Source organism: Ruegeria sp. AL3, from assembly GCF_056536065.1.
Map to the genome: position 1 here is coordinate 1421555 of NZ_JBQFJG010000001.1, position 22257 is coordinate 1443811.

Genomic DNA, 22257 nt, shown 5'->3' on the forward strand with positions numbered 1-22257 from the left:
GTTGCGCGGCCCTTTCCGTTGATTGTCACTTGATACGCTGACCATTCGCCAGGATCTGGCCGTCTTCGGTGAACTCGATCTTCGAGTTCAGTGTGTCCGGTTCTGCGCCCGGAACTGCCATCAGACCCATCATCATGCGGGCACCCAGCGCGTCTTCGTCCGAGATGATTCCCATGCCGATCAGGGTGTCGATCAACTGGTTGGCGCCAACCAGCTGAAGGTTCGCCACGCCGCTTGGGCTGGGCAGGCCATCAAACTCTTCGGTATTGGTGTTGTCGAAAGCAAAATCACCGGTACCGGTCAGTTTGGCGCCAACCAGCGAAACCAGCAGTTCGTTGATCTTCAGCGAGTGCAGTTCCCCCGGCGCTTCGTCGGATTCGACGTCGATTTCAGGATCGAAGATATTCATCAGCACTTTCGCGGTTCCCGTCGCATCCAGCGCAATCGTCGCCGGATCACGCGGCAGCGCGCCCGCAGGATCGAAAATGCCCCACAATACGTCCGACATGGTGAAATCGGTCAGGTTCAGCCCAAAGCCGAAGGGTTGAACCTCGTCCGATTGCTGGATGGGGAATTCGAAGTTCAGGCCCGCCTTGGCCATCGAAAGTTCGATCGGGAACGGCAGGCCCGCCGTGGTAACGGCCATCTTCGTGCTGTTCTGGTCAATGTCATAGACGATACGCTCTGCATCGATGCTGGCTGCAAAACGCCCGCCTTCGGACGTGCTGTTCATCGAGAACGCCTGACCTTCGCTGGTCCCGCTCAGATCCGTGCTGCCTGCGGCATAGGTGAAGGTGCCGTCAAACGAAAAACCAGCCTTGTAAAAGGCTTCTGGGTCCGAAAAGTCAAAATCCGGCGGGACGACGTTGTTGCCCTCAAATGCCAGTTGATCGAGTTGACCGTTGATCAACCCGTTTTCGCCGCTTTCAGGATCCTGAAAGTTCAGATCATAAGTTAACGTGGCTGCGTTGAACGTCTGGCTGATGTTCCGATTGTCGCCGATCTGCATCCGCGAGCTGCCGGACAGATCGCTTGCTTGGACATCGATGCCAAACACATCATTGGGCAGCGCCTCACCATCGACCTCAATCGAATCCAGTTTCACGCCCAGATTGTCAGCCTTGTAGTCATAGGTCATGTCGTCCGGTGTGCCCGACACGACCATGTTCAGTTGGCTGTGGGAATAGGTGACAGTGGCTGCGAAGTTTTCGTCTTCGGCCTGACCGGTGATTTCCATGGGAAAGCTTTCCGGCAGGTCAATGGTAACGGTCCCGTCACCATTTTCGGTCAATGTCATTTCCGGCATGACCATCTGAAACTGTCCGTCCTCTTCGGGAAGGGCCACTGAAAGTGTCATGTTGGAAATCGTGGTGACGTCGCCCGAAGTGCTTTCGTCTCCTGTGACGGTGTAACCCATCGAGGTGAAATAGCTCTGCCAATCGGACCAGACGTCATCGGCCGACAGATCGGCAAACGCCCCTTGGGTGGCAACGGCATAAGCCAAGGCAGCGCCGCAGCTGCGGCGAAGGAAAACGGACATAAGGTAACCCTTCTTGATCAATTTGTGGCGCATGGTCGGTTTTGTGGCGGGTATCGTCAAGGGGGCAAGGGCTGGACCCTTTCCCCGTTTACGCGTTACGGCTGTAGCCGACAGAGATTGCAATGCGTGAGGAAGGGCAAATGCAGGGAAAAACTGTTCTCATAACCGGGGCCAGCCGAGGAATTGGGGCCGAGGCAGGGCGCGTTTTTGCCGCAGCCGGCGCCAATGTCGCATTGGTGGCTCGCAGTCAGGATCAGATTGACGCTCTGGCGGCCGCATTGGGCGATCAGGCCATCGCATTGGCCTGTGACGTCAGCGATTTCGTGCAGGTGGAACAAGCCGTGGCCACATGCGTGGACCGGTTCGGTGGGTTGGATGTTCTGATCGGCAACGCGGGTGTGATCGATCCGATCTTTCATCTCTCGAATGCTGACACCGAGGCGTGGAGCAAGGCCATCGACATCAACCTGAAAGGTATTTTCTACGGGATGCGCGCGGCGTTGCCGGTGATGCGGGCTGCGGGAGGAGGGAGCATTCTGACGATCTCGTCCGGTGCAGCGTCGAACCCGGTCGAAGCCTGGAGCCATTATTGCGCCTCGAAGGCCGGGGCCAAGATGCTCACGGAATGTCTGCATCTGGAAGAAGCCCATAATGGTATTCGCGCCATGGGCCTGTCACCGGGGACGGTGGCCACCGATATGCAGCGGTCGATCAAGGCCAGCGGCATAAATCCCGTCAGTCAGCTGGACTGGGATGTGCATATCCCTGCGGACTGGCCCGCACGGGCGCTGTTGTGGATGTGCTCGGATGATGCCGATGAGTTTCTTGGCACTGAAATTTCGCTGCGGCTTGAAGACATTCGCAAACGGGCCGGGCTGATATGATCGATTTGACCAAAGAAGGTGGCCTGTGGACCGTCACGATCAACAATCCCGGCAAGGCGAACGCCCTGACGGGGGCTATGCTGGCGGAACTGGCCGAGATCGCCGAATCCGCGACAGAGGCCAAGGCGTTGATCCTGACGGGCGCGGGCAAAGTGTTCAGCGCCGGGGCAGATCTGGACGAAGCGCGCGCCGGACTGGCCAAATCGGATGTCTGGGAAAGGCTGTCCGGCGCCATTGCTGCGTTGCCCTGTCTGACCGTTGCCGCACTGAACGGCACTTTGGCAGGCGGGGCCAACGGTATGGCACTGGCCTGCGATCTGCGCATTGCCGTGCCGTCGGCCAAGTTCTTCTATCCGGTGATGAAGCTGGGGTTTCTGCCACAACCGTCCGACCCCGCGCGGCTGGCGGCTCTGGTCGGACCGGCAAGGGCCAAGTTGATCTTTATGGCGGGTCAGAAGATCACCGCGCAAGAGGCGTATGAATTTGGCCTGGTGGACCGGATTGTCGATCCCGATCACCTGATGCAAACCGCACGCGATCTGGTGGCCGACAGCGTGAACGCCGACCCCGAGATCGCGGCGGGAATCGCAAGGTTGTGTTCATGAGGTTGTCTGCACTGCGCCTGCGGGTCGCTGACCCGGATCGGCTGGCCGCGTTTTATCGCGACATTCTGGGCATGTCCGTTGGCCGAACAGAAACCGGCCACCGTGTCGGTTATGACGGTGCAGACGCAGATTTTTTGTTGCTGCCGGGTGGAGGAGGGTACACCCATGACAAGGGGCAGCGCTACTGGAAGATAGGAATCACCGTGCCGGATGTCGATCTTGCTGCGGCTCATCTGCGCAGGTTTGACGTTCCAGTGAGCACGCCGAATCAGTTTCTGGACATCGGCTACATGTGCCATCTTGCGGATCCCGAAGGGTTCGTCATCGAGCTGCTGCAACATGATTTCGAAGGCAACCGACCGCCGCATGCAGCGGACCCTGACGCGCCTTTTGCGCAGGCTCGGATCGGTCAGATTACCCTTCGAACCGGCGATATTGCCGCCGAAGACGCGTTCTGGCGCGCCCAGGGCATGTCGTTGTTGTCGATGCAGGAGGTCGCCCCTTACGGCTTTGACCTGCATTTTTATGCCTTTACCGACGAAACCCCGCCCAATCCTGACCTTTGGGCTGTTGAAAACCGCGAATGGCTGTGGAAGCGCGCCTGTACGACGTTGGAATTCCAACATGTTGCGGGCGCACAATTCGTGCATGTACCGGACTTTCGGGGTATCGAGATCGAAGGCCTGTCCGAACCTCTTACAGATATTGTCGGGGACCAGATCCTGCCAGGTTGATCAGCGCCCGCGCCGCTTGCCCGGAACTTTCGAACGAAATCCGGGTGGGCGTTTGCGAACCCAAGTCAGAAATTTCTCGAGCCTTGGATGCGCACGCAGGGCCTCGACCGTGTTGAAACTGCGTGCCAGTTCGGCTTCGGTCAGGGTGGCGTGCACCTCTTTGTGGCAGATCTGATGCAGCAGAACGGTAGGTCCGCCCTTGCCTCCTTTGAGTTTTGGGATCAGATGATGCAGGCTGCCACCCCCGTCGGGGATCGGGCGGTCGCAAAGCGGGCAGATTGGATCGCTGTTCGTCATGATGATGTGAAACTTGCGCCTGTGACGGGCGAAGGCAAGAGGGTGCGAATGGCGCAGGCAGTGGTGATCGGAGCAGGCCCCGCCGGGTTGATGGCGGCCGAACAGCTCGCCGCAGCCGGGCATTCCGTGTTGGTGGCCGAGGCCAAACCTTCGGTCGCGCGCAAGTTCCTGATGGCCGGGAAATCGGGGCTGAACCTGACCAAGGACGAGCCGCGTGATGACCTGATCCGCGCCTATGGTGAAGCGGCAGATTGGTTGCGTCCGATCATGTCTGACTTTGATGCCGAAGCTGTTCAGCACTGGGCGCGCGGGTTGGGGCAGACGCTGTTTGTCGGCTCGACGGGGCGCGTGTTTCCCCAAGCAATGAAGGCCTCGCCCTTATTGCGGGCCTGGTTGGCACGATTGGGCAAGGCCGGGGTCGAAATCAGGACCCGCTGGCGTTGGACAGGCTGGGACGGTGATGCGCCGGTGTTTGACACTCCGGACGGGCGGCGCAGTGTTTCGACGGATGTCACCGTGCTGGCACTGGGCGGTGCAAGCTGGGCCCGCCTAGGCTCGGACGGTCACTGGGCGCAGATATTGGCCGGAAAAGACGTGGCTTTGGCACCCTTTGAACCCGCAAACTCAGCCATTTCCGTTGATTGGAGCCCACATATGCAGCCCCATTTCGGGGCCGCATTGAAATCGATCCGATGGATGGCAGGCGATTTGGAGAGCCGAGGAGAGGCTGCGATTTCCAGAACCGGTCTGGAAGGCGGAGGGCTGTATAAGCTGACACCGGCTTTGCGCGCGGGGACACCGTTGTTTGCTGATCTGACGCCTGATCTGGACCAACAGGCTCTGCTGGCGCGGTTGTCCGCGAAACGGTCGAAAACAACGCTGTCCCAGTGGATGAGGAAATCGCTGAACCTGTCTGCTCAGAAAATCGCCCTGTTTCATGAAATGGCAAAACGCGGTGGCCACCCTCAATCCGTGCAAGTGAGCATGTTGAAAAAGCTGCCTGTCCGGCATGTCGGCCTTCGCCCGATGGACGAAGCCATTTCGACCGCAGGTGGTGTCAAACAGGCAGCGCTGGATGACGGGCTGATGCTGACGGCCCTGCCGGGTGTGTTCTGCGCTGGGGAAATGCTGGACTGGGAGGCCCCGACCGGGGGCTATCTGCTCACGGCTTGCCTTGCGACCGGGCGCTGGGCCGGTCGGTCTGCCGCCGACTGGCTGGAAAAGGCTGAGTGACCTAGCGGGATCGTGCCAACATCGCCAATCGGATCATCGCGCGTTCCACCAGCGCCATGGCAGGGGCTGTCTGACCGGCCGACCGCAGCGCCAAATCTGTATCGGTCAGAACCGTCAGCGCGGTTTGCAGCTTGGTCGCGCCCCAACCTTGTGCCTGCCGCAGGATACGGTCACGCCGTTTGCCGTAAACCGGTGGACGCAGCTTACCGATGCCCTGCGCAGCACCGCCGGGATCGGACGCGCAGGCATAGAGTGTCCGAAAATGCCGCATCGCTCCGATGCACAGAGTCACGCCGTTGGTGCCCTGCGCCTGCAACCTCCGGATCAGCGGCCCGATCTCACCGGCGCGGCCTTCGGCAACGACGTTGAGAACATCATCCAGCGCCGCCTCGGTCGAGCGCGGGGCGCAGGCCTCAATATCTTCGATCGTCAAATCAGCGCTGTCACCGCGCTTGTAAAGAGACAGTTTTTCAATCGTTTGGGCGAAATCACCGGGGCTGAGGCTGACGGCCAATTCACTGATTGCAGACATGACATCTCGGGGCACGTTTTTCATACCCGACTCGGCAAGAACCCGTTCCACTTCGGCGCGTGAGGGCGGGTCGTCATAAATGCCGACTGCGTAGGCGGCAGGGTGGCCTTCGAACGCCTTGCGGATTTTCGAGCTGGGTTTCAATTGCCCCGAGGTCACGATGATCTGGGCGTCTCCGGGGGCCCAATCTTCGAGTGCGGCCAGAATTGCCGGCGCGGCGGTTTCGGTTGCGTCTTCCACGAAAACGGCACGTGGGCCGGGAAAGAAGCCGACCGCCTTGACCGCGTCCAGCAGCAGGGCGGGATCACCACGCAGATCGCCACCGGGCATGCGGGTCAGGCGCATTTCTTCTTCGGCTTGGGCGCCAAGCAGAGCGGCCAGCACCTGTTGCCGCTTGAGCGCAACCCGCATCGCATCCGCGCCATAGATAAGCAGCCCGGTCTTGTCCGCGTCCGGCTTGGCAAAATACCCCTCAGCCTCGCGCGGGCTCAACTTCATGCGGCCAGATCCGGTGTGGCGTAAAGACGGTTCATGATCTGACCCGACAGAATCATCATCAGCCGTCTCTTGGCATCGCGCTCATCCGCCAAGGTGGAAACAGTTGATCCTGCGGCGGAATAAGACACAAAATCCGCCACCGAGCCCGAGGCGATGATCTGACCGGTTGCGTTGGACCGCAGCGTGTATTGCGCGCGTCCGTCGATGGTGTAGCGTTGCGTTTCGTTCGTGGTGGTGATTGCTGCGCCACGCGTTACGGTCGAAACCTGAACGTCCAGCTTGAAATCGTTCACCGACCCGGCGCTTCGCCCCAGTTGCTGTTCCAGATCTTGCACCAGCAAATAGCTTTCCACGGTGTTGGGCGCCGACACCTCGACGCGGCCATACAAGGCCGAACCCGATCCGCCAGGTGCATAGACGGGCTCAAAGCCGCAGGCGGCCAGCGCCAGCGGCATCAGCAAAAACGTTCTGCGATCAAACGACAACATTCACAATCCGGCCTGGAACGACGATCACTTTCTTCGGCGCATTCCCTTCCAGCGCCTTTTGAACAGCTTCGGTGCTGAGCGCAATTTTTTCAACCTCGGCTTTGTCCAGATCCTTGGCCACGCTGATTTCCGCGCGACGCTTGCCGTTGATCTGGATCGGCAAGGTGACGGTGTCATCAACCAGCATCGCCTCGTCGGCGACGGGCCATGGCGCAACGGCCACAAGGCCTTCGCCGCCCTGATGGGCCCAAATATCTTCCGCCAGATGCGGTGTCATCGGCGACATCAGCTGTGCCAGCGTTTTGATGGCCTGCTTTTGGGCCGCAGCACCTGCCTTGGATTTCGCCAGGGTGTTGGTGAAGGCATAAAGCTTGGCGATGGCCGCGTTGAAGCCAAAGCTTTCAACACCCAATGTCACGTCGCGGATGGTTTTGTGCATCTCGCGCAGCAGTTCCTCATCGCCTTCACCCGTGGCATTCGGGTCCATGGCGCCGATCTTGTCGCAGAGGTTCCAGACACGGTTGAGATGCTTGTACGCGGCCTCGGCCCCCGCAGCCGTCCATTCCACGTCCCGTTCGGGTGGCGAATCGGACAGCACGAACCAGCGCGCGGTATCTGCGCCGAACGCCGAGATGATGCTGACCGGATCGACAACGTTCTTCTTGGACTTTGACATCTTGGCCGATGGGATGATCTCGACCTGTGTGCCGTCAGCCAGTTTTCCGTCCGTGACCTCTTCGGGCAGGTGATAGACCGGACGACCGTTGGCATCGCGGGTCTGGTAGATCTCGTGCGTCACCATGCCTTGGGTGAACAGCGCGTCGAAGGGTTCGATGGCTTTGTCCGGCAAATGCCCGGTGATGTTCATCGCGCGGGCGAAGAACCGCGAATACAGCAAGTGCAGAATCGCGTGTTCGATCCCGCCGATATACTGGTCTACATTCATCCAGTATTCCGCCTCGGCCAGATCGGTGGGTGTTTCCGCGCGCGGAGCGGTGAATCGGGCGAAATACCATGACGAATCCACGAACGTGTCCATCGTGTCGGTCTCGCGCTTGGCAGGGGCGCCACAATTCGGGCAGGCGCAGTCGCGCCAGGTCGGGTGACGGTCCAGCGGGTTGCCCGGTTTGTCGAAGGTGACATCATCGGGCAGGCGAACCGGAAGGTTCTCTTTCTTTTCAGGGACCACACCACAGCTTTCGCAGTGAACGACCGGAATCGGACACCCCCAATAGCGCTGACGGCTCAAGCCCCAGTCGCGCAGGCGATATTTCGTGACCCCTTCGCCCCAACCGGCTTTTTCGGCGAAATCGATGGTGGTGTTGATCGCCTCTTCTCCGGTTGCTTCGGTCAGGCCTGCGAAATGGTTCACCCAGCGGACTTTCTGCTCTTTTGGCGGGACAAAGGCGATCTTGTCGACCGGTGTGTCGTCGTCCAGCGCAAAGAACGTATCGATCACCGGCAGATCGTATTTGCGGCAGAAATCAAGGTCGCGCTGGTCATGGGCCGGGCAGGCGAAGATCGCGCCGGTGCCGTAATCCATCAGGATGAAATTGGCGATCCAGACCGGCAGCTCCCAGTTCGGGTCCAACGGGTGCTTGACGCGGATGCCGGTGTCGAAACCCAGCTTTTCGCCGGTTTCGATGGCCTCTTCCGTGGTGCCGCCCTTGCGGCATTCGGCAATGAATTCAGCGACTTCCGGGTTTTCGGTCTCAAGCTGTTTGGCGATCGGGTGATCGGGCGAGATCCCAACGAAGGACGCGCCCAGCAGCGTGTCGGGGCGCGTCGTGTAGACAGTGATCGGTTCCCCACCATCCGTGCGCTCGAACCCGAATTGCAGGCCGCGCGACTTGCCGATCCAGTTTTCCTGCATCAGTCGAACCTTGGCGGGCCAGTTTTCCAGCGTGTCCAGAGCGTTCAGCAGTTCTTCGGAATAATCCGAGATCTTGAAGAACCACTGCGTCAGCTCGCGCCGTTCCACCAGCGCACCCGAGCGCCAGCCGCGCCCGTTTTCCACCTGTTCATTGGCCAGAACGGTCATGTCGACCGGATCCCAGTTCACCACGGCATTCTTGCGATAGACCAGCCCGGCCTCGAGCATGTCGAGGAACAGCGCCTGCTGCTGGCCATAGTATTCCGGATCACATGTGGCGAATTCACGGGACCAGTCGATCGACAGGCCCAGTGGCTTCATCTGGGCGCGCATGTCGGCGATATTGCCGTAAGTCCACTCTTTGGGGTGGCCGCCGATCGCCATGGCAGCGTTTTCCGCCGGCATCCCGAACGCGTCCCAGCCCATGGGGTGCAGAACATTGTGCCCGGTGGCCAGCTTGTGCCGCGCGATGACGTCGCCCATCGTATAGTTTCGCACATGCCCCATATGGATTCGGCCGGACGGGTAGGGGAACATCTCAAGCACATAGTATTTCGGCTTGTCCGCCTTGTGGTTGGCGGTGAAGATTCCTGCCTTGTCCCAGGCTTCTTGCCATTTTGCTTCGATTTCGGTGGCCGAATAGCGCGACATTGTGCGGTCCTTCGTGAATGAAAACGCCGGGTAGGAACCCGGCGTGGTATTAGTGTGATTTTCGGCGGAGTGCTAGAACTTGTTGTCCGCGATGCGCAGCTGACGCGCGCGGGACAGAATCGCATCCTCCACCGCACGGGTTGTTGCCGCGCTTACCGGGGCGCCCCCGCTGGATTGCAGGGCGACGGACAAAGACCGGGCCGCAAGCGCCGGATCACTGATGTGTACGGTCGCCCTGTATGACCGTCCTCCGCCCGGAGGAGTGCCGTAACCTGTTACGATCACTCCGGTAAACGGATCGACCTCCTGCACAGGCAAGAAGTTCAAAATGTCCAGCGAAGCTGCCCACAAGTACCGGTTTACATTGGTGGTCTGCTCGGCCGTGCTGCGATCGAAAATGTCCCACAGCGTTGTACGTTCAGGATCGTTCAGCTCGCGTTCATCGGAATTACCGCTGGCGGGATTGGGGGAATATGTCGAAGTGCTTCGATTCTGCCCGCATGCCGCAATAGTGGTGGTCAGCATGATTAATCCCAAAATCGTAGGCAGGCGCATTGTCAGCAGGTCCTGTTTCACTTGTTGTGCAGTATTCAGGGCATACTCCTAGCCAAGGACCCTCGCTGCAACAAGCCTATTCTTCTGAAATGTAAGCGTGTCAGCCTGATCCGGGCAAAAACGAACTGTGGCATCCTTGCACCAATCTGACCCCAATGACGTGACCGGGTTTATGCCAAGCTTGCGCAATGGGGGCAAAAAGAGCGAAACGGTGTCCGTGCTGAGACATATGCCGAGGCATGTGTCGAGTAGATAACTCTTTTGAATGAAACCGAGGGAAACAAGATGAAAAAAGTTCTCTTCGCATCGACGGCGCTGATCGCGACCGCAGGCGTTGCGGCAGCTGAGATTAACTTCAGCGGTTACGGCCGTTTTGGTATCGGCTACGTTGAAGACCGTACCGCAACCACAACCGTTAACGGACCTGGTGCAGACGGCCTGATGGGTACAGCCGATGACGTCTCCGCAACTTCGACCGCGCAGTCTGACGACGCTATCCTGGTCTCGCGCTTCCGTCTGAACATCGACGGCATCGCAGAAACCGACGGCGGCGTTCGTTTTGAAGGTCGTGTTCGTCTGCAAGCCGACGAAAACAGCAGCACCGGTGAAGCAAACTCGGCCGGCCTGAACGGCGCACGCTTCTCGGTCATCTACGGCGGTCTGCGTGTTGACGCGGGTAACGTCGCAGGTTCGTTTGACAACCTGGCAAACTACTACGGCAACGAAGTAGGTCTGGAACTGTTCGCAGGTCAGTACTCGGGCGTTGACTACAGCTTCCTGGGTTACTCGTCGACCGGTTCGGGTTCGAACGCTGTGTTCTTCCAGTATTCGGTTGGTGACTTCTCGTTTGGTGCATCTTATGACCAAGCGCAGGTTACATCTGTTGCAGCTGGTGGTACCACTTCGACCACCGCTGACGCAGACCGCTGGGACATCAGCGCAACCTACACCTTCAACAACATCACTGCCGCTCTGGCCTATGGTCAGACCGACGCAGGTGCAGGCAGCGATCCGAGCCTGACCGTTCTGACCCTGGGTGGCGAATGGGGCGACTTCTCGGGTACTCTGTTTGTCGCGGACGACGCAACCAATGTTGCAGCGACCGACGGTACTGCATGGGGTCTGTCGGCCGCCTACAACCTGGGCGCTGCAACCACCCTGCTGTTCACCTATGGTGACGGTAACGCCTCTGCTGACCTTCAGCAGGTTGCTATCGGTGCGATCTACGACCTGGGTGGCGGTGCATCGCTGCGCGGTGGTATCGGCCGCAACGACTGTGACAGCTGCGCAAGCGACACAATCGTTGCTGACTTCGGTGCTCAGTTCAACTTCTAAGCTGATCTGAACCGCAAGGTTTGAGGGCGGGTCTTCGGACTCGCCCTTTTCTTTTGCGTCGACTTGGTGTTTTTCTGCGCCAAAGACAGATTGAGGGGCCCATGTCGTTGCAAGAAATCACCGCACGCATTGCAAATGCCGAAGCCAGATCGGACCGCCCTGCCGGTTCCGTCAAACTGATCGCTGTATCCAAAGTACAACCGAATGAGCGGGTTCAGGCGGTGCTGGAGCAGGGCCACAGGTGTTTTGGTGAGAATCGCGTACAGGAGGCGGCCAGCAAATGGCCCGCTTTCAAAGAGCAGTTCGATGCCGTCGATCTGCATCTCATCGGCCCGTTGCAGACCAACAAGGCCAGGCAGGCGATGGAACTGTGCAATGCGATCCATTCGGTCGATCGCCCCAAACTGGCCAAAACCCTGGCGCGGCTGGCGCAAGAGGTGGGATACTGCCCCGACCTTTTCATTCAGGTCAATACGGGGGAAGAAGCCCAGAAGGCAGGCGTTCTTCCTGCGGATGCGGACGGGTTTATCGCGGAATGCCGATCGCTGGATCTACCGGTACGCGGGCTGATGTGCATCCCGCCGGTCGATGAAGAACCCACTTTGCATTTCGCCCTCTTGGCCAAGATCGCAGCCCGCAATGGGCTTGAGGGGTTGTCGATGGGGATGAGCGGTGATTTCGAGCAGGCCATCGCCTTCGGCGCGACCCATGTTCGTATCGGGTCGGCCATTTTCGGCGAGCGGGTCAAGCCTCAGGAATAATCAGGCGCGTTCCAAGGGAAATTCGCCCTGCAATCCAGTGCAGATGGTCCCGACGGAAGGCAATGCAGCCCTCGGTGGGGTAGCCGGGCCTGCGCCACTGATGCAGAAAAATCGCCGATCCCTTGCCGGGAACGGCATTCGGCCAGTTCCAGTCGGTCAACAGGACCAGATCATAAAGCGGATCAGCCCGGCGCAGTTTCTCATGACTGAACGCATAAGGGGCAAGCACCAAGTGATTATAGTGGCTGTCTTCGACGTCATCAGACCACAAGTCCTGCGGCCCAATCGGGATCGCCCAGAAGTTGGGGGCGACCAGCCGGTCGGGCCGGTAGAGCATGCCGACGATTCGATGGCATCCGGTAGGTGTCGCCCCATCGCCCTCGTGTTTCGTGTTGCTCAATCCGCCTTTTCCAATCGAGCAGGGGAACGTCCTGCCACGAAAGCGAACACCACGCGGGGTGAGCACAAGATCGTCTGGGGTCACAACAGGTGCCCGGATTTCGCGGCTTTCGTGGCCAGGTATCCCCGGTTATGCGCGGTTTCACCCACTTTCAAAGGAACGCGCTCGGTCACGGCGATCCCTGTGCGTTCCATCATCGAGATCTTGGCAGGGTTGTTGGTCAGCAGGCGCACCGAGTTGAAACCCAGAGATTTCAGGATATCCGACCCGAGTCGGAAGTCGCGCTCATCATCCTCGAAACCCAGCCTGTGGTTTGCTTCTACCGTGTCAAAACCCTGATCTTGAAGAAAATAGGCACGCATCTTGTTGGCTAGCCCGATACCACGCCCTTCCTGGTTCAGATACAGAAGAACGCCAGCCCCTTCGGCCCCCATTTGCGCCAGTGCGCCCCGCAATTGCGGACCGCAGTCGCATTTCAGGCTGCCCATCAGATCGCCCGTGAAACAGGCGGAATGCAATCGGGCCAGCACTGGTTTGTCCCGATCCGGGCGGCCTATTTCGACTGCGTAATGTTCTTCTCCGCCATCTTCGGGGCGGAAAACATGCAGACGGCCGGCCTCGGATACTTCCATCGGAAGACGCGCGGCAACCACCTCGTGCAGGGCGCTGCGGTCCGCCAGATGCGGGGCGGCGCGCGTGTGGTCAATGCAGGTCAGGCCGTGCGATACCGCAAAGGCCCGGCCATCTTCGACCGGCGCGACGACCGCGGCAGGAAGAATGCGCGCGGACTTGGCCAACGCAATCGCGATGCGGTGCAAATTGGCGTTACCGTGGCGCTCGGTCATCAACGGCCCTTTCATCGGCGCGTTCAGATCGTCAGAGGGATCAGCAACCGCCTGCACCCAAGTGATGTCTGCATCGGCGGGAATTGAAACGCGCGCGAGATCGCCGTCATAGGCCCGCGCCTTGAGTGTTTCGGCCCGCCGCCCGGTAATGGCCACCACCGGGTCTCCGAGCTTTTTCAGATCGGCCAGGCGCTGCGGGTTGAGCGTTTCCGCAGAGATCGCCACAACGCTAAAGCCACTGTCATCGGTCAGAACCACTGGAACGCCCATGCGCAGATCGGCCCGGGCCCGGGCAAGAAGTTCGGTGATATCGGGAATGAGGCTCATCTATGTTACCCTATAACGCTCAGCCCTTCTCCTAGCTGTTTCGAAAGGAAATGTGAAACATTTCTGCCAACTCTGACACGATGGCGTGAAACCGTTGCAGCAAATCTTGTTGATTGCATATTCCGCGCGCAAGTGATGGAAAAGCGTTTGGAGGATCGGGAAATGGCTCAACTCAAGAAAATCCTGTTGGTGGACGATGACGAGGATCTGCGTGAGGCGCTCAGCGAGCAACTTGTCATGACCGAAGACTTTGACGTTTTCGAAGCGTCAGACGGCCAGTCCGCAATGGAGCGCGCACGCGAAGCGATCTATGATCTGGTCATTCTTGATGTGGGTCTGCCGGATACCGACGGGCGGGAATTGTGCCGCCTGATGCGTAAACAGGGCGTGAAAAGCCCGATTCTGATGCTGACCGGTCATGACAGCGATGCCGATACGATCTTGGGCCTGGACGCCGGCGCGAACGATTATGTCTCCAAACCCTTCAAATTTCCGGTATTGCTGGCCCGTATCCGCGCTCAGCTGCGGCAGCACGAACAATCCGAGGACGCGGTATTTGTTCTTGGCCCCTATACGTTCAAGCCGGCGATGAAGATGCTGATCACGGAAGAAGACCGCAAGATCCGTCTGACCGAGAAGGAAACCAACATCCTCAAGTTCCTGTACCGATCAACCGATGGTGTCGTGGCGCGGGATGTGCTGTTGCACGAAGTGTGGGGATACAATGCCGGGGTCACGACCCACACGCTGGAAACCCACATCTATCGTCTGCGTCAGAAGATCGAGCCCGATCCGTCCAATGCGCGCCTTTTGGTCACAGAATCGGGTGGATATAGGCTCGTGTCTTAACTGGTTGTGGATTGATGTGGATCAAAGTGATACTCTGTACTCATAATTAGGTTACTCCCAACCCGTGCATGTCCGGGTTATGACATGTACCTCCCTGTTGGACTGCCGGGCCGAATGGCCCGGCTTTTTTTCGCTGCTGAGGGGCGGTTTCCACACGAAGGCAGACAGCAGCACTGACCGATATTCGCCCAATGACGGAGGTGAGCTCTGCCGCGGTTCACCCTTCCGCCGGGGCAACGGCGCGCTGGTAAAGGTGCCACGTGGTGTGGCCAAGGATCGGAAGGGTAAAGATCAGGCCCAGAAACGCTGGAACCAGCGACAGCAGTATGGTGACCGAGATGATCGCCGCCCAGCCGAGCATGACCGCCGGGCTTTCGGATACGACGCGCAAAGAGGTCAACATGGCAGAGATGAAGTTGGTTTCCCGGTCCAGCAGCAAGGGCATGGCGACGACGGTCACCGAAAACAGTACGGCTGACAGGAACGCGCCGACACAGGTGCCAATGGCAAGGAAGATCCAGCCCTGCGGCGTGAAGAAAACGGTGTTCAAAAACCCGTCGAAATCCGAGAAAGATGCGTTCTGAAGGGTGATCGCCAGCCAAAGCCGAACCTGGTAGATCCACACCCAGAAAATGAAAAGTGTGACAAAGGCCATCCAGCCCAATTCGCGTTTGCGTTGATTGGCCATGACGCTGAGGATTTCAGCCCAGCCAAAGCTTTCGCCTTTTTGCAAGCGGCGCGACATTTCATAAAGCCCGGCGGCGGCGAAAGGTGCGACCAGCGGAAAGCCGACAATGGCGGGAATGATCATCCAGATCTGGCCAAGCCAGATCAGGACCCAAACCAGCAGAATTCCGAATACTGCATAGAACAGACCGAAAAAGCCGCTCAGGACAGGGCGGGCCAGAAAGTCGGAAAACCCGGCTTTCAGCGACGCCCTGATGTCATCCGTCGTGATCTTGTTGACCTGCGGCATGTCCCGCTGCTGCGGCGTCAGGTTTTCCGGTGGCGTGGAACCTGCGGTCTCGGATGCCATGACACACTCCTCCCAAAGCATGGTGCCGGGCCGGTCTGTTCGCGAACAGACCCAGCGGTGAAACAGACATTCCTCATTCGCAGACAAGTCTGCATCAGGCGAGAAATCAGGGCAAGGGAAAGCACGAATGTGACGCCCGCCTAACTGCCGGTCTGTGGTCCTGGCATCGGGGCTGCCTTTTCTCGTGGCAACTGGCGTTGTGCCACGTTAACCTGCGCCAATCGCGACAAAGGAATCCCCGACATGCCTTTCACCCTTGCCACATGGAACATCAATTCTGTTCGCCTGCGCGAGCCTATCGTGCTGAAATTGCTGCAAGAAGAAGCCCCTGATGTATTGTGCCTGCAAGAGTGCAAATCACCGGTTGAGAAGATACCGACCGAAGGGTTTTCCGAACTGGGCTACACCCACATGATCGCGCGGGGGCAGAAGGGTTACAACGGCGTCGCCATCCTGTCGCGCCTGCCGATGGAAGAGGTGGGCGACAAGGATTTCGCCGGTCTCGGACATGCCCGCCATATTGCCGGGCGGTTGGAAAATGGTGTCACGATCCACAATTTCTATGTCCCGGCGGGCGGCGACGTGCCGGACCGGGAGGTGAATGAGAAATTCGGCCAGAAGCTCGACTATCTCACTGATATGCGCGATTGGTTCCGTGCGGAAAAGCCGGCTAAATCCATCCTTGTCGGCGACCTGAACATCGCTCCGCGTGAGGATGATGTGTGGTCACACAAACAACTGCTGAAGATCGTCTCGCACACGCCCATCGAAGTCGAGCATCTGGCCGAGACACAGGAAGCAGGTGGCTGGGTTGATATCACCCGTCAGGACATCCCGGAAGGGCAGCTTTACAGCTGGTGGTCCTATCGCGCCCGGGACTGGGATGCGGCGGACAAGGGGCGCCGGCTGGACCATATCTGGGCCACTGCCGATATCTCGAACGCGGGCCATTCCAGCCGTATTCTGCGGGACGCCCGTGGATGGGAAAAACCCAGCGATCACGCTCCGGTCTTTGCCAGTTTCGACATCTGATCCGCAACTCAGCCCTTGGTTTCCGCGACAAGCGGCTGCATATAGGGCGCAAGTTCGAACGAAAGAGTGATTGCCATGGACCTTCTGAACGGCGGAAACGCCCCAGCAACCGATCTGATCAAAGACGGGACCGAGGCCACTTTCATGGCCGATGTGGTGGAAACCTCGCAGGAAACACCTGTGATCGTCGATTTCTGGGCACCTTGGTGTGGCCCGTGCAAAACCCTTGGACCGATGCTGGAAGAGGCTGTGACAGCCGCGAAAGGCGCGGTGAAGATGGTCAAGATCAATGTGGATGAGGCGCAGACAATTGCTGCGCAAATGCGCATCCAGTCGATCCCGACCGTCTATGCCTTTTTCAAGGGCCAGCCTGTGGACGGGTTTCAAGGCGCGTTGCCGGGATCCGAGATCAAGGCCTTCGTGGACCGCGTGATCGAAGCCGCAGGGGGGGAAAGCCCCGGGGGCCAACTGGATGATGCTGTGCAGGCTGCCGAGGAAATGCTTGCCGAAGGCGCGGCTGCGGACGCGGCTCAGACCTTTGCCGCAATTCTGGGCGAAGATCCGAACCACGCCGCTGCATATGGTGGTCTGGTGCGGGCGCATATCGCCACCGGTGATCTGGAGCAGGCAGAAGCGATCCTGAACGGCGCTCCGGCCGAGATCTCCACATCGGCCGAGCTGGAGGCTGCACATGCGCAGCTGGAGCTTGCAAAGCAGGCAGCAGATGCCGGCCCCGTCGCCGAGCTGACGGCAGCGGTTGAGGCGGATCCGGACAACCATCAAGCCCGCTTTGATCTGGCGCAGGCGCTGCACGCGAACGGCAATGTGGAAGAAGCCGTGGCACAATTGCTGGAACTGTTCCACCGGGATCGTGAATGGAATGAAGGTGCAGCCAAGACACAGCTTTTCACCATCTTCGATGCGCTCAAGCCCAATGACCCGATTGTTCTGAACGGACGTCGCAAACTCAGTTCGATGATATTTGCCTAATCTCTCATCAGAGCTAGAGTCGGGTACATGATGCATCCCGCCGACCTGCCGGAAACGGTATCTGTTTTTCCATTGCCCGGGGCGCTGCTGCTCCCGCGTTCGCGCTTGCCGCTTCACATATTCGAGCCGCGCTATCTTCAGATGCTGGACGACGCGCTGAAAACCAAGGAACGGTTGATCGCAATGGTTCAGCCGAATCCTTCGGTCAATGACGAAGACAAGCTGCACCGTATCGGATGCGCAGGGCGGGTGACGCAGTTTTCGGAAACCGAAGATGGCCGGTACCTGATCACGTTGACCGGTATATCCCGGTTCAGGGTCATGTCAGAGCTGGATTCGTTCACGCCCTACCGGAGGTGCGCGGTCTCGTGGGACGGGTTCGACCGTGATCTGGGAAAGGCCGAGAAAGACAACGGGTTTGACCGCAATGCGTTCCTGACATTGTTGGAGCGTTTCTTTTCATCCCGTCAATTGTCTACCGACTGGGATTCGCTCAAGGACGCAGAGGATGAACTTTTGGTGAATTCCCTGTCGATGCTTCTGGATTTCGACCCCGAGGACAAACAGGCCCTGCTGGAAGCCCCCTGCCTGCGCACCCGGCGCGAAACGTTGGTGACGCTGATTGAATTCGCCATGCGCGGCGGATCAAACGAGGAAAAACTGCAATGACCGACCCTGAACACGCCTTTGATCGCCACATGCTCGAGGCGATGATCTGCCCGCAGACACATACGACCCTGCACTATGACGCCGAAAAGCGAGAGCTTGTTTCAAAAGCGGCGGGTTTGGCTTTTCCCATCCGCAACGGCATTCCGGTCATGCTGGTCGACGAGGCCCGACAGCTGGATTAAATCGGGCGCCCTTGCAACAGCTTGGGCAGATCCCCGGTCAGCCCGGCCGCTTCGCGAACGAAACCGCGACGGAGGCCGGGCAAAGCGCCGACAACCCCCATGCCAATGTCACGTCCAAGCCGCAGCAGCGGGTTGTCGTTGGAAAAAAGCTTGTTGAAGACATCCGTCGCCATCGCCAGCGAGGCCGTGTCGAAACGGCGCCATTCCTGATAGCGCTCCAGTACCATCAACGAGCCGATATCCTCGCCGCGCCGTCCCGCCAAAGTCAGGACCTCAGCCAGAGCGCCGACATCGCGGAGGCCAGCGTTCAGGCCCTGACCGGCAATGGGGTGCATTCCGTGCGCGGCATCTCCGACCAGCGCCATGCGATCGCTGATGAAGGAATTGGCTATGGTCAGGTTCAGCGGATAAGTGAAACGATCTCCCGCCAGACTGATTTTGCCAAGAAAATCGCCAAATCGCGGGCGCAGAACTTGCACGTAGTCATCCTCGGGCAGGGCGTTGATGTGCTGTGCGCTGTCGGTGCGTTCGCTCCAGACGATGGAACTGCGATTGCCAGTTAACGGCAGAATTGCCAGCGGACCGGGTGGCATGAAAAACTGATGCGCGATGCCATTATGTGGCAGCTCATGTTCGATGGCGCAGACCAATGCCGTCTGGCCGTAATCCCAACCGGTGCGTTTGATGCCGGCCCGTGACGCGGTTCCGCTGCGGCGACCGTCACAACCAACCAGCAGGCTGCCGCCCAGGGTTTTGCTGTCATCCAACGTCACGGTCACGTTGGCCGTGTCGGTCTGTTGCGAAACGACGGATTTGCCGCTTACCTGGGTGATGCGCGGCTCTTCGGCCATCGCGTCCAGAAAAGCACGGCGCAGGTGGCGATCCTCGACCATATACCCCATCGGGCCTTCTTCGATCTCGGCATGGTCGAAATGCATGAAAAACGGCGATGGCCCTGTCCCGGCATGGCCATCTGTGACCTTGATTTCCAGCATCGGTTGGGCGTGCTGCGCGACGCGGTCCCAAATACCGATGGCATCCAACAACCGCTGTGAGGCCAGAGCCAGCGCATAGGCGCGCCCGTCGAATGCCGCGTTCTTGCGTACCTTTTCGACCAGCGCGTCGATCACCGTGACCGAATGACCGGTCTGTGCCAGTGCCAGCGCCAAAGCAGGGCCGTTCAACCCGCCGCCCACGATCAGTATGTCAGAAGCCTGTGTCATGCCCTGCAATATGCGCGCCCTTTCGGGATTGTCCATGTGCAGTCCTGTCGCTACCGTCACCCACAGCCGAAAAAACCAGGAGGGATGAGATGCAGGATTGGTTGACAATGACCGCGTGTGATTTGGGCCGTGGCATTGGCATGGGGCAGATCGATCCGGTCGAACTGACAGAAACCTACCTGTCCGCTATTGACGCTCATCCGCATCGGGACCGCATCTATGCCCGCGTCACCCACGACCGCGCCCGGGCCGAAGCGGAAGCCGCTCGGCATCGCGCGCAACTGGGCCTGCGCCGGTCGCTGCTGGATGGCGTCCCGATCAGTTGGAAAGACCTGTTCGACACCACCGGCACCGTGACCGAGGCGGGTTCGGCTTTGTTGAAGGATCGCGTGCCGGATGCGGATGCGCTGGTGCTGCGCAATGCGACTCAGATGGGCACCGTTTGCCTGGGTAAAACACATATGAGCGAGCTGGCCTTTTCCGGCCTCGGGTTGAATCCGATCACCGAAACCCCGCCCTGCATTCATGACGAGGCAGCAGTGCCCGGAGGGTCGTCTTCGGGGGCGGCGGCCTCGGTCGCGTGGGGGTTGGCGGCGTGTGGCATCGGCTCGGACACGGGTGGTTCGGTGCGTATCCCGGCGGCTTGGAATGATCTGGTGGGGCTGAAAACCACTGCGGGACGGCTCAGCCTGGAAGGTGTGGTGCCGCTGTGCCTGCGTTTCGACACGGTTGGACCTGTGGCGCGTTCGGTCGAGGACGCGGCGCATGTGCTGGCTCTGCTCGAGGGGGGAACACCTGCCGATCTGCGTGGTGCTTCGCTGAAAGGGCGCCGTTTTGCCGATTTGCAGAACATTGCCAAGGACGACCTGCGCGACACACCGCGCAAAGCATATGACGAAGCCGTGGCCAAACTTGCCGACGCGGGGGCCGAGATCGTGCCGTTGGAAGTGCCCGAGTTGAACGAGGCCATGACGTTGACCAGCATCGTATACACGACCGAGGCCTATGGGCTGTGGCGCGATGTCATCGAAGCCAATCCCGAGGCAATGTATCCCGAGATTCTCGAACGCTTCCGCATTGGCATGGGTTATTCGGGCCCCGACTATGTGGCGGCCTGGGCCAAACTCAAGGCATGCCGCAGCGCCTGGGACGCGGCAACCGCCGGGTTTGATGCGGTTCTGGCACCGACAGCGCCGATTTTGCCGCCCAATCTGGAGCGCTTGCTCAGCGATCATGACTATTACGTAACCGAGAATCTTCTGGCCCTGCGGAACACGCGGATTGGCAACCTGATGGGGCTGGCGGCGCTGAGCCTGCCCACCGGAACTCCCGGCTGCGGGTTGATGATGCTGGGCTATCCCGGCTCGGAAGAGGCGTTGTTGCGGCTGGGTTCGGCAGCGGAAACGGTGCTGGCCTGAATGCCACAATCCCCTGATTCGGAACCTCTTTGTCTGGACGAAGAGGGACCCGGGCTGTAATCTGCCAAAAAAACGGGGCGCCAATGACCCCGATATTGAGGCAGTATTATGGATTTCCCCGAGCGGTTTTCGAACCTACCGGCTTATGCATTCCCGCGTCTGCGCGCCCTGTTGGATCACCACCAGCCGGGCGGTGATGTCGTTCACATGACCATTGGTGCGCCGACACATGATTTTCCGGCTTGGGTGACGGATGTCATCTTGGAAAACGCCGCCGGGTTCCAAGGGTATCCCCCGAACGAAGGGTCGGATGACCTGCGCACGGCGATCACGGATTGGATCAAACGGCGATATGGGGTTCAGATGGACCCTGATGCCAACGTGATGGCGCTGAACGGCACGCGCGAGGGGCTATACAACGCGGCCATGGCTTTGTGCCCGGAACAGAAGAACGGTCAGCAGCCGATCATCCTGTGCCCGAACCCGTTTTATCAGGTCTACATGGTCGCCTCGCTGTCGGTGGGCGCGCAGCCTTGTTTTGTGCCCGCCACCGCCGCGACGGGCCATCTGCCGGACTATGCCGGCCTGCCTGCGGACGTGCTGAACCGCACCGCCGTGGCCTATATCTGTTCACCCGCCAATCCGCAGGGGGCCGTTGCCTCGCGCGAGTATTGGGCCGACCTGATCCGTCTGGCCGAGCAGTACGATTTCCGTATTTTTGCGGATGAGTGTTATTCCGAGATTTACCGTGAAGAAGCCCCGACAGGTATTCTGACTGTCGCGCAGGATCTGGGCGCTGATCCTGAACGGATCACGCTGTTCAACTCACTTTCTAAACGTTCGAATCTGGCTGGCTTGCGGTCGGGGCTTATCGCCGGTGGTCCAAAGACGATCAAACAGGTCAAGCAGCTGCGCACCTATGCCGGGTCGCCTCTGCCTCTGCCCTTGCAAGCCGCCGCAGCAAAGGTTTGGGCGGATGAGGAACACGTTCGCGAAAACCGCGCGCTGTATCAGGAAAAATACGCCATTGCGGATGAGGTATTCGCAGGCGTGCAGGGCTATATGGCGCCCGAGGCCGGATTCTTTCTGTGGCTGCCGGTCGAGAATGGTGAAGACACCGCATTGAAAGTCTGGAAGGAAACCGGTGTCCGGGTCCTGCCGGGCGCATATCTTTCACAAGGCGATCCGGGAAAGAACCCGGGCGAAGGATTTATCCGGGCTGCATTGGTGGCCCCAAAAACAGAGTTGCAGCGTGGTCTGATCACACTCCGCGACTGCATCTATTCGTGAGGTACGAGGG

23 protein-coding genes are annotated in these 22257 nt (G+C 59.4%); 13 read left to right on the plus strand and 10 right to left on the minus strand.

From position 1 onward, the window contains the following. Positions 1-25 precede the first annotated feature (25 nt). Positions 26-1573: a DUF2125 domain-containing protein gene (locus ACR3E6_RS07155; RefSeq protein WP_480486484.1), complete on the minus strand. Its 1548-nt coding sequence runs from the start codon at positions 1571-1573 to the stop codon at positions 26-28. Positions 1574-1680: 107 nt separating this feature from the next. Between ACR3E6_RS07155 and ACR3E6_RS07160 the strand changes: the two genes are divergently transcribed. The 3 genes from ACR3E6_RS07160 to ACR3E6_RS07170 are packed head-to-tail and all read left to right on the plus strand — an operon-like array spanning position 1681 to position 3763. Further along, positions 1681-2424: an SDR family oxidoreductase gene (locus ACR3E6_RS07160; RefSeq protein ID WP_480486486.1), complete on the plus strand. Its 744-nt coding sequence runs from the start codon at positions 1681-1683 to the stop codon at positions 2422-2424. Further along, entirely contained in the window at positions 2421-3029 is a 609-nt protein-coding gene (locus tag ACR3E6_RS07165) for an enoyl-CoA hydratase/isomerase family protein (protein ID WP_171637777.1), read from the plus strand. The genes ACR3E6_RS07160 and ACR3E6_RS07165 overlap by 4 nt, the downstream gene beginning before the upstream one ends. After that, positions 3026-3763, plus strand: coding sequence for a VOC family protein (locus ACR3E6_RS07170; protein ID WP_480486488.1), 738 nt, complete (start codon positions 3026-3028; stop codon positions 3761-3763). The genes ACR3E6_RS07165 and ACR3E6_RS07170 overlap by 4 nt, the downstream gene beginning before the upstream one ends. Here the strand turns inward: ACR3E6_RS07170 and ACR3E6_RS07175 are convergent, their stop codons facing one another. Further along, a complete protein-coding gene (locus tag ACR3E6_RS07175; protein WP_171637775.1) occupies positions 3764-4060 on the minus strand; it encodes an HNH endonuclease in 297 nt (98 codons plus the stop codon). 48 nt (positions 4061-4108) lie between these two features. Here ACR3E6_RS07175 and ACR3E6_RS07180 point away from each other — a divergent pair, with 48 nt between their 5' ends. After that, positions 4109-5293 (plus strand): TIGR03862 family flavoprotein, encoded by a 1185-nt coding sequence (locus ACR3E6_RS07180; RefSeq protein ID WP_209835445.1) that lies wholly within the window; start codon positions 4109-4111, stop codon positions 5291-5293. 1 nt (position 5294) lies between these two features. Here ACR3E6_RS07180 and holA read toward each other — a convergent pair whose 3' ends face one another. From holA to ACR3E6_RS07200, 4 genes are all read right to left on the minus strand, one after another. After that, a complete protein-coding gene (holA, locus tag ACR3E6_RS07185; RefSeq protein WP_210093829.1) occupies positions 5295-6323 on the minus strand; it encodes a DNA polymerase III subunit delta in 1029 nt (342 codons plus the stop codon). After that, entirely contained in the window at positions 6320-6811 is a 492-nt protein-coding gene (lptE, locus tag ACR3E6_RS07190) for an LPS assembly lipoprotein LptE (RefSeq protein WP_480486490.1), read from the minus strand. Before lptE ends, holA begins: the two co-directional genes overlap by 4 nt. After that, positions 6798-9335: a leucine--tRNA ligase gene (leuS, locus tag ACR3E6_RS07195; protein ID WP_480486492.1), complete on the minus strand. Its 2538-nt coding sequence runs from the start codon at positions 9333-9335 to the stop codon at positions 6798-6800. The genes lptE and leuS overlap by 14 nt, the downstream gene beginning before the upstream one ends. A 72-nt stretch (positions 9336-9407) precedes the next feature. Then, complete coding sequence (locus tag ACR3E6_RS07200; RefSeq protein WP_152459265.1) at positions 9408-9890, minus strand: DUF3576 domain-containing protein; 483 nt, start codon at positions 9888-9890, stop codon at positions 9408-9410. Between the two features lie 285 nt (positions 9891-10175). On the opposite strand from ACR3E6_RS07200, the gene ACR3E6_RS07205 reads away from it, so the two are divergent. Both ACR3E6_RS07205 and ACR3E6_RS07210 read left to right on the plus strand, forming a co-directional pair. Continuing rightward, a complete protein-coding gene (locus ACR3E6_RS07205; RefSeq protein ID WP_480486494.1) occupies positions 10176-11225 on the plus strand; it encodes a porin in 1050 nt (349 codons plus the stop codon). Positions 11226-11326: 101 nt separating this feature from the next. Beyond that, positions 11327-11986, plus strand: coding sequence for a YggS family pyridoxal phosphate-dependent enzyme (locus ACR3E6_RS07210; RefSeq protein ID WP_480486495.1), 660 nt, complete (start codon positions 11327-11329; stop codon positions 11984-11986). Here the strand turns inward: ACR3E6_RS07210 and ACR3E6_RS07215 are convergent. Both ACR3E6_RS07215 and ribA read right to left on the minus strand, forming a co-directional pair. Continuing rightward, positions 11970-12470: a L,D-transpeptidase family protein gene (locus ACR3E6_RS07215; protein ID WP_171637761.1), complete on the minus strand. Its 501-nt coding sequence runs from the start codon at positions 12468-12470 to the stop codon at positions 11970-11972. The two genes, ACR3E6_RS07210 and ACR3E6_RS07215, sit on opposite strands and share 17 nt — an antisense overlap. Then, on the minus strand, positions 12467-13558 hold the full coding sequence (ribA, locus tag ACR3E6_RS07220; protein WP_480486496.1) for a GTP cyclohydrolase II: 1092 nt from the start codon (positions 13556-13558) through the stop codon (positions 12467-12469). The genes ACR3E6_RS07215 and ribA overlap by 4 nt, the downstream gene beginning before the upstream one ends. Positions 13559-13720: 162 nt before the next feature. Here ribA and ACR3E6_RS07225 point away from each other — a divergent pair, with 162 nt between their 5' ends. Further along, positions 13721-14407 (plus strand): response regulator transcription factor, encoded by a 687-nt coding sequence (locus tag ACR3E6_RS07225; protein ID WP_117872957.1) that lies wholly within the window; start codon positions 13721-13723, stop codon positions 14405-14407. A 217-nt stretch (positions 14408-14624) separates the two neighbouring features. Here the strand turns inward: ACR3E6_RS07225 and ACR3E6_RS07230 are convergent, their stop codons facing one another. Beyond that, positions 14625-15443 (minus strand): DUF2189 domain-containing protein, encoded by an 819-nt coding sequence (locus tag ACR3E6_RS07230; protein ID WP_171637758.1) that lies wholly within the window; start codon positions 15441-15443, stop codon positions 14625-14627. Positions 15444-15686: 243 nt separating this feature from the next. Here ACR3E6_RS07230 and ACR3E6_RS07235 point away from each other — a divergent pair, with 243 nt between their 5' ends. The 4 genes from ACR3E6_RS07235 (at position 15687) to ACR3E6_RS07250 (ending at position 18316) form a co-directional block, all read left to right on the plus strand. Then, complete coding sequence (locus tag ACR3E6_RS07235) at positions 15687-16475, plus strand: exodeoxyribonuclease III (RefSeq protein WP_480486497.1); 789 nt, start codon at positions 15687-15689, stop codon at positions 16473-16475. Between the two features lie 75 nt (positions 16476-16550). Next, positions 16551-17465 (plus strand): thioredoxin, encoded by a 915-nt coding sequence (trxA, locus tag ACR3E6_RS07240; protein ID WP_171637754.1) that lies wholly within the window; start codon positions 16551-16553, stop codon positions 17463-17465. Positions 17466-17492: 27 nt separating this feature from the next. After that, the gene (locus ACR3E6_RS07245) at positions 17493-18134 is read left to right on the plus strand and encodes an LON peptidase substrate-binding domain-containing protein (protein WP_209835452.1); all 642 of its coding nucleotides are present in this window, start codon (positions 17493-17495) and stop codon (positions 18132-18134) included. Next, a complete protein-coding gene (locus ACR3E6_RS07250; protein ID WP_171119907.1) occupies positions 18131-18316 on the plus strand; it encodes a Trm112 family protein in 186 nt (61 codons plus the stop codon). Before ACR3E6_RS07245 ends, ACR3E6_RS07250 begins: the two co-directional genes overlap by 4 nt. On the opposite strand, the gene ACR3E6_RS07255 is transcribed toward ACR3E6_RS07250, so the two are convergent. Beyond that, complete coding sequence (locus tag ACR3E6_RS07255) at positions 18313-19539, minus strand: FAD-dependent monooxygenase (protein WP_171724944.1); 1227 nt, start codon at positions 19537-19539, stop codon at positions 18313-18315. The two genes, ACR3E6_RS07250 and ACR3E6_RS07255, sit on opposite strands and share 4 nt — an antisense overlap. 89 nt (positions 19540-19628) lie before the next feature. On the opposite strand from ACR3E6_RS07255, the gene ACR3E6_RS07260 reads away from it, so the two are divergent. Both ACR3E6_RS07260 and ACR3E6_RS07265 read left to right on the plus strand, forming a co-directional pair. Then, positions 19629-20957 carry an amidase gene (locus ACR3E6_RS07260; RefSeq protein WP_480486500.1) on the plus strand — a complete coding sequence of 443 codons (1329 nt, stop codon included), beginning with the start codon at positions 19629-19631 and terminating at the stop codon, positions 20955-20957. Between the two features lie 108 nt (positions 20958-21065). After that, complete coding sequence (locus tag ACR3E6_RS07265; RefSeq protein ID WP_480486502.1) at positions 21066-22247, plus strand: aminotransferase class I/II-fold pyridoxal phosphate-dependent enzyme; 1182 nt, start codon at positions 21066-21068, stop codon at positions 22245-22247. Positions 22248-22257: the final 10 nt, after the last annotated feature.

Coding starts and splice junctions, on each gene's coding strand:
- ACR3E6_RS07155 (WP_480486484.1), bottom strand. CDS start 1,573: ATGCGCCACAAATTGATCAAGAAGGGTTACCTTATGTCCGTTTTCCTT.
- ACR3E6_RS07160 (WP_480486486.1), top strand. CDS start 1,681: ATGCAGGGAAAAACTGTTCTCATAACCGGGGCCAGCCGAGGAATTGGG.
- ACR3E6_RS07165 (WP_171637777.1), top strand. CDS start 2,421: ATGATCGATTTGACCAAAGAAGGTGGCCTGTGGACCGTCACGATCAAC.
- ACR3E6_RS07170 (WP_480486488.1), top strand. CDS start 3,026: ATGAGGTTGTCTGCACTGCGCCTGCGGGTCGCTGACCCGGATCGGCTG.
- ACR3E6_RS07175 (WP_171637775.1), bottom strand. CDS start 4,060: ATGACGAACAGCGATCCAATCTGCCCGCTTTGCGACCGCCCGATCCCC.
- ACR3E6_RS07180 (WP_209835445.1), top strand. CDS start 4,109: ATGGCGCAGGCAGTGGTGATCGGAGCAGGCCCCGCCGGGTTGATGGCG.
- holA (WP_210093829.1), bottom strand. CDS start 6,323: ATGAAGTTGAGCCCGCGCGAGGCTGAGGGGTATTTTGCCAAGCCGGAC.
- lptE (WP_480486490.1), bottom strand. CDS start 6,811: ATGTTGTCGTTTGATCGCAGAACGTTTTTGCTGATGCCGCTGGCGCTG.
- leuS (WP_480486492.1), bottom strand. CDS start 9,335: ATGTCGCGCTATTCGGCCACCGAAATCGAAGCAAAATGGCAAGAAGCC.
- ACR3E6_RS07200 (WP_152459265.1), bottom strand. CDS start 9,890: ATGCGCCTGCCTACGATTTTGGGATTAATCATGCTGACCACCACTATT.
- ACR3E6_RS07205 (WP_480486494.1), top strand. CDS start 10,176: ATGAAAAAAGTTCTCTTCGCATCGACGGCGCTGATCGCGACCGCAGGC.
- ACR3E6_RS07210 (WP_480486495.1), top strand. CDS start 11,327: ATGTCGTTGCAAGAAATCACCGCACGCATTGCAAATGCCGAAGCCAGA.
- ribA (WP_480486496.1), bottom strand. CDS start 13,558: ATGAGCCTCATTCCCGATATCACCGAACTTCTTGCCCGGGCCCGGGCC.
- ACR3E6_RS07225 (WP_117872957.1), top strand. CDS start 13,721: ATGGCTCAACTCAAGAAAATCCTGTTGGTGGACGATGACGAGGATCTG.
- ACR3E6_RS07230 (WP_171637758.1), bottom strand. CDS start 15,443: ATGGCATCCGAGACCGCAGGTTCCACGCCACCGGAAAACCTGACGCCG.
- ACR3E6_RS07235 (WP_480486497.1), top strand. CDS start 15,687: ATGCCTTTCACCCTTGCCACATGGAACATCAATTCTGTTCGCCTGCGC.
- trxA (WP_171637754.1), top strand. CDS start 16,551: ATGGACCTTCTGAACGGCGGAAACGCCCCAGCAACCGATCTGATCAAA.
- ACR3E6_RS07245 (WP_209835452.1), top strand. CDS start 17,493: ATGATGCATCCCGCCGACCTGCCGGAAACGGTATCTGTTTTTCCATTG.
- ACR3E6_RS07250 (WP_171119907.1), top strand. CDS start 18,131: ATGACCGACCCTGAACACGCCTTTGATCGCCACATGCTCGAGGCGATG.
- ACR3E6_RS07255 (WP_171724944.1), bottom strand. CDS start 19,539: ATGACACAGGCTTCTGACATACTGATCGTGGGCGGCGGGTTGAACGGC.
- ACR3E6_RS07260 (WP_480486500.1), top strand. CDS start 19,629: ATGCAGGATTGGTTGACAATGACCGCGTGTGATTTGGGCCGTGGCATT.
- ACR3E6_RS07265 (WP_480486502.1), top strand. CDS start 21,066: ATGGATTTCCCCGAGCGGTTTTCGAACCTACCGGCTTATGCATTCCCG.